The organism is Janibacter sp. CFPM2_SD2 (assembly GCF_057364645.1).
This window is the reverse complement of record NZ_JBNFOF010000226.1, coordinates 1-4,696: the sequence shown is the minus strand read 5'-3', so window position 1 is coordinate 4,696 and position 4,696 is coordinate 1. Positions and strand designations below refer to the sequence as shown.

Here is a 4,696-nt window from a genome sequence, read left to right as displayed (position 1 = left end):
CGGCCTCGGCGTCGGCGAAGCGGGCCGCGAAGCCCGCCGGGTCGAGGTCGGCCTCGAGGCGACGTCGTACGACCTCGGCGCGCACGTGCGGGTCGCGGCTCGCGGCGACGTGCACGGTCAGGCCGAAGCGGTCGAGCAGCTGTGGGCGCAGCTCGCCCTCCTCGGGGTTCATCGTGCCGACGAGGGTGATCCGGGCCGGGTGCGAGATCGAGACGCCGTCGCGCTCGACGGTGTTGCGGCCCATCGCCGCGGCGTCGAGCAGCACGTCGACGAGGTGGTCGTGGAGCAGGTTGACCTCGTCGACGTAGAGGATGCCGCGGTGGGCCTCGGCGAGCAGGCCGGGCTGGTAGGCCGCCTCGCCGTCACCGAGCGCGCGGCGCAGGTCGAGGGAGCCGACGACGCGGTCCTCGGTCGCGCCGACCGGGAGCTCGACGAGCCGGGCCGGGCGGGTCGTGGCCGCGCTCTCGTGCGGGCCGTCGGGGCAGTCCTCGTCGCGGTCGGGGTCGCAGCCGAAGCGGCACTCGCTCGCGACCCGCTGCTCGGGCAGCACGGAGGCGAGGGCCCGGACGGCGGTCGACTTGGCGGTGCCCTTCTCGCCCCGGACGAGCACGCCGCCGATCTCGGGGGAGATCGCGCTCAGCAGCAGTGCCGACGTCAGCTCGTCGGCGCCCACGAGCGCGGTGAAGGGGAAGGTGGGGGTGCGGGACCCGGTGCGGCTCACAGCGGCGGCCTCCTGGCGAGTGTCCACGCTCGCCGTCCGACGACTCATCGCGGGTTCGCGACGACGGGCACCGACCGAGTGTCTGGCTCTGGCCGTGTGGGCCGTGACAGTGGCGGGACCGCTCCGGAGTTGCACCGGATTCCTCGGCGGGGTGCCTGGGCGAGATCCTCTCACAGCGGGGCAAGGCCCTAGGGTGGGCGTCCGTGATCGAGGTCGTGGGTATCGGGGACGACGGGTGGTCCGGCCTGGACGAGGCCCGACGCGCCCTCATCACCGGTGCCACGACCCTCCTCGGGGCGCCGCCACCTCGACCTGCTCGCCCCCCACGCGCCGGACGCCCGGCTCGTGCCCTGGCCCAGCCCCCTTCGCCCGGCGTGCCCGCACTCGTCGAGGCGCACCCCGACGCCGTCGTCCTCGCCAGCGGCGACCCGCTGCGCTCCGGCATCGCGACGACCCTCATCGACGTCGTCGGGGCCGAGCGTGTCCGCGTCCACCCTGCCGTCGGCAGCGATGCCCTCGCCCGGGCCAGACAGGGCTGGTCCGCGGAGGAGACGCTCGTCGTCACGACGGTCGGGCGCGACCTGCGCGCGCTCCTGCCCCACCTGACCGACGGTGCCCGTCTCGTCGTCCTCCTCTCCGACGGTGACGGTCCGGCCCGTCTGGCGGCCCTGCTCACCGAGCACGGCTGGGGCGCAACGACGCTCACCGCTCGCTGGCACCTCGGCAGCCCCGACGAGGGCGCCCACTCAGCCCGCGCCGACGGCTTCGCCGAGGCCACGCCCGACCTCGTGCTCGCCTGCCTCGACGTGCGCGCCGACGACCCCCACCGTGGCCGGCGCGACCGCTGGCCCCGGTGCCCCGGCCGCCCCGAGGACTTCATCGACCACGACGGCCAGCTGACGAAGCGCGACGTGCGCGCGAGCGGCCTGGCCCGCCTGCGTCCCACGCCCGGTGCGCGACTGTGGGACCTCGGCGCCGGCAACGGTTCCGTGGCCCTCGAGTGGTGCCTGGCCGTCGATCGCGCGACCGTCACCTGCGTCGAGCGCGACGCGACCCGTGCCCAGCGCATCCGCGACAACGCCGCTGCCCTCGGCCTCGCTGCTCGTCGACGTCGTCGTCGGCGACACCGCCAGCACCGACCTGACGACGCTGCCCGCACCCGATGCGGTCTTCGTGGGCGGGGGGCTCGACCCCGACCTGCTCGACCGGGCCTGGTCCTCCCTTCGCCCCGGCGGACGGCTCGTCGCGCACGCCGTGACGCTCGAGGGGGACGCGGCACTCATCGGCCTGCACGCCCGCACCGGGGGCGAGCTCACCCGCCTGTCGGTGGAGCGGGCCGTGCCGCTCGGGCGCTTCCTGTCGTGGACGCCCGCCCGCACCGTCACCCAGCTCGCCGCGATCCGCACCGACTCCGAGGACCAGACATGACCGTTCACTTCATCGGCGCCGCCCGGTGCCGCCGACCTGCTGACGATCCGCGCGACCCGACTGCTCGCGGCGAGCCCGGTCTGCCTCTACGCCGGCACCTACCTCGACGCCGCCGTCCTCGAGCACTGCCCCGAGGGCGCCCGGCTCGTCGACACCCAGGACCTCGACCTCGACGGGATCACCGCCGAGTGCGTCGCCGCGCACGAGCGCGGCGAGGACGTCGCCCCGGCTGTGCTCCGGCGACCCGAGCGTCTACTCCGCGATCGCCGAGCAGACCCGCCGGCTCGACGCCGCCGGCGTGCCGTGGGACATCACGCCCGGCATCGCCGCCTACGCCGCGACCGCCGCCCGGCTGGGCCGCGAGCTCACCGTGCCCGAGGTCGCCCAGTCCGTCGTGCTCACCCGCGCGCAGCGCGACTCGACGGCGATGCCGTCGGGGGAGAGCCTCGAGGCCTTCGCCGCGACCGGTGCGACCCTCGTGCTGCACCTGGCGATCCGCCGCGCCCGCGAGCTCGCGGACCGGCTCGCCGAGCACTACGGCGCCGACTGCCCAGTCGCCGTCGCCTACCGGGTGGAGCAACCCGAGGAGATCGTCCTGCGCGGCACCCTCGCCGACATCGCCGACCAGGTCGAGGCGCACGACCTGCGGCAGGCCGCGATCATCGTCGTCGGGTGGGCGCTGCGGGCCGAGGGCTTCGTGGAGTCGCACCTCTACTCGTGCCGCCGCGCGGCCGGGCGCGAGGAGCGGACGGCGGCAGACATCCCGGGTGGGCTTCGCTAGTCTCGGCCGCAGCCTTCGCCTCCACCTGGGGGAACCCGGTGAGAGTCCGGGACGGTCGCGCCACTGTGAGCGGGTCTTCCGCGAGTCAGGAACTCCGGGGCGAGGGCTGCCGCGGTCGGACGCGTCATCCGGCCAGAGAGAGAGTGCACCGATGCACATCGCCGAGGGCTTCCTGCCACCGATCCACGCCGCCGCGTGGACCGCTGTCGCCGCCCCCTTCGTCATCCATGGCACCCGCAGTGCCGCCCGCGTCGTGCGGGACAACCCGAGTGCCCGCCTGCTGCTCGGCGCTGCCGGCGCCTTCACCTTCGTCATGTCGGCGATCAAGCTGCCGTCGGTCACCGGCTCGAGCTCGCACCCGACGGGCACCGGGGTCGGCGCGATCATCTTCCGCCCCCCGGTCATGGCCCTGCTCGGCACGATCGTGCTGCTCTTCCAGGCGCTGCTTCTCGCCCACGGTGGCATCACGACGCTCGGGGCCAACGTCGTCTCGATGGCCGTCGTCGGGCCCTGGGTCGGCTACGGGCTCTTCCGGCTGCTCGCCGCGGCCCCCTTCGTCGTGCGGGTCTTCGTCGGCGTCGCGATGGCCAACCTCGCCACCTATGTCACGACCGCCACGCAGCTCGCGCTGGCCTATCCCGAAGGGGGATTCGTCGAGGCGTGGGGTCGCTTTCTCGGGATCTTCGCCGTGACCCAGGTGCCGCTCGCGATCGTCGAGGGCCTCGTCGGCGTGCTGCTCCTCAATGCCCTCATCGCGTGGGCGCGGCCCGAGCTGGAGGACCTGCAGGTCGTGCCCGCCGAGACCGTCGAGACCACGGAGGCCGCTCGTGCGTGAGTCCACCCAGACCCTCGGTCGGCGCGGCGTCGCGCTCGTCGTCGGCGCCATCGTCCTCGTCCTCGTCGTCGCGCTCTACCTCGGTGGCCGGGCGGCCTCGGGTGAGGAGGAGGCCTTCGGCGGGTCCGATGCCGCCGCGACCGCCCAGATCGAGGAGGCCGGTCACGAGCCGTGGTTCGAGCCGCTCCTGCCGCCCGCCGGTGGCGAGATCGAGTCGGGCCTCTTCGCCCTTCAGGCGGGTCTCGGCGGTCTCGCGCTCGGCTACGTCTTCGGCCGGCTCCGGGGCCGCCGCGCGGTGCCGGGTGGCGAGGGCGACGGGTCGCGCACGTGAGGCTCTCCCTCGACGACGCCGCGTGGTCCTCCCGGTGGCGGACCCGCTCGACGCTGGAGAAGTCCCTCCTCTGCCTGGGCCTGCTCCTCGTCGCCGCGACGACCACCTCGATGGCGGTGGCCGGGCTCGTCGGGGCCTGCGCCGTCGGCCTCGCGGCGCTCGCCCGGGTCCCGGTCGGCGTGTGGCGGCGGGCGATGCTCGGGCCGGCGGTCTTCGTCGGCATCGGGGCCGTGACCATCGCGGTGACCTTCGGCCCCGGTGACCTGTGGTCCTTCGGTCCTGTCGGCATCGACACCGGGAGTGCCTCCCGGGCCGCGCTCGTCGCCGCCCGGCGCTCGCGGCCACGAGCGCGATGGTCCTGCTGGCCGCCACCACCCCGATGGTCGACCTGCTCGCGGGCCTGCGCCGGGCGCGGGTGCCGGAGGTGGCCGTCGACATCGCCGCGGTCACCTACCGGATGGTTTTCGCCCTGCTCGACGCCGCGTCGGCGATCCGGGGCCGCGCAGGCCGGGCGGCTGGGCTACGCGAGCGGCTGGGCCGCGCGACGCTCGGTCGGTCAGCTGTGCGCCGCGGTGCTCGTCGCGGCGTGGGACAAGGCCC

Annotated in this window: 7 protein-coding genes, 1 pseudogene and 2 riboswitches; of the genes and pseudogenes, 6 read left to right on the top strand and 2 right to left on the bottom strand. The window is 75.1% G+C overall.

The features are described 5' to 3' along the window. The coding region (locus tag AC2W7J_RS15965; protein WP_485983607.1) for a magnesium chelatase ATPase subunit I at positions 1-748 on the bottom strand (748 nt) is incomplete at its 3' end. Beyond that, a riboswitch (cobalamin riboswitch) is annotated at positions 739-866 on the bottom strand. (Overlaps the previous gene by 10 nt.) 58 nt (positions 867-924) lie before the next feature. Here AC2W7J_RS15965 and AC2W7J_RS15960 point away from each other — a divergent pair. Both AC2W7J_RS15960 and AC2W7J_RS15955 read left to right on the top strand, forming a co-directional pair. Then, a pseudogene (locus tag AC2W7J_RS15960) lies at positions 925-1,440 on the top strand (SAM-dependent methyltransferase); the annotation flags it as partial. A gap of 337 nt (positions 1,441-1,777) precedes the next feature. Continuing rightward, positions 1,778-2,149, top strand: a complete 372-nt coding sequence (locus AC2W7J_RS15955) for a hypothetical protein (RefSeq protein WP_485983605.1) — start codon at positions 1,778-1,780, stop codon at positions 2,147-2,149. A 9-nt stretch (positions 2,150-2,158) separates the two neighbouring features. Here the strand turns inward: AC2W7J_RS15955 and AC2W7J_RS15950 are convergent, their stop codons facing one another. Then, positions 2,159-2,353: a hypothetical protein gene (locus AC2W7J_RS15950; RefSeq protein WP_485983603.1), complete on the bottom strand. Its 195-nt coding sequence runs from the start codon at positions 2,351-2,353 to the stop codon at positions 2,159-2,161. 25 nt (positions 2,354-2,378) lie between these two features. Between AC2W7J_RS15950 and AC2W7J_RS15945 the strand changes: the two genes are divergently transcribed. The 4 genes from AC2W7J_RS15945 to AC2W7J_RS15930 all read left to right on the top strand — a co-directional run. Next, complete coding sequence (locus AC2W7J_RS15945) at positions 2,379-2,930, top strand: cobalt-precorrin-4/precorrin-4 C(11)-methyltransferase (protein ID WP_485983609.1); 552 nt, start codon at positions 2,379-2,381, stop codon at positions 2,928-2,930. Between the two features lies 1 nt (position 2,931). Beyond that, positions 2,932-3,046, top strand: a riboswitch (cobalamin riboswitch). Between the two features lie 35 nt (positions 3,047-3,081). Further along, positions 3,082-3,765, top strand: coding sequence for an energy-coupling factor ABC transporter permease (locus tag AC2W7J_RS15940; RefSeq protein WP_485983601.1), 684 nt, complete (start codon positions 3,082-3,084; stop codon positions 3,763-3,765). Further along, on the top strand, positions 3,758-4,096 hold the full coding sequence (locus AC2W7J_RS15935; protein WP_485983599.1) for an energy-coupling factor ABC transporter substrate-binding protein: 339 nt from the start codon (positions 3,758-3,760) through the stop codon (positions 4,094-4,096). The genes AC2W7J_RS15940 and AC2W7J_RS15935 overlap by 8 nt, the downstream gene beginning before the upstream one ends. A 352-nt stretch (positions 4,097-4,448) precedes the next feature. Further along, positions 4,449-4,696, top strand: a 248-nt coding sequence (locus AC2W7J_RS15930; protein WP_485983597.1) for a CbiQ family ECF transporter T component, incomplete at its 3' end; no start/stop codon positions are given.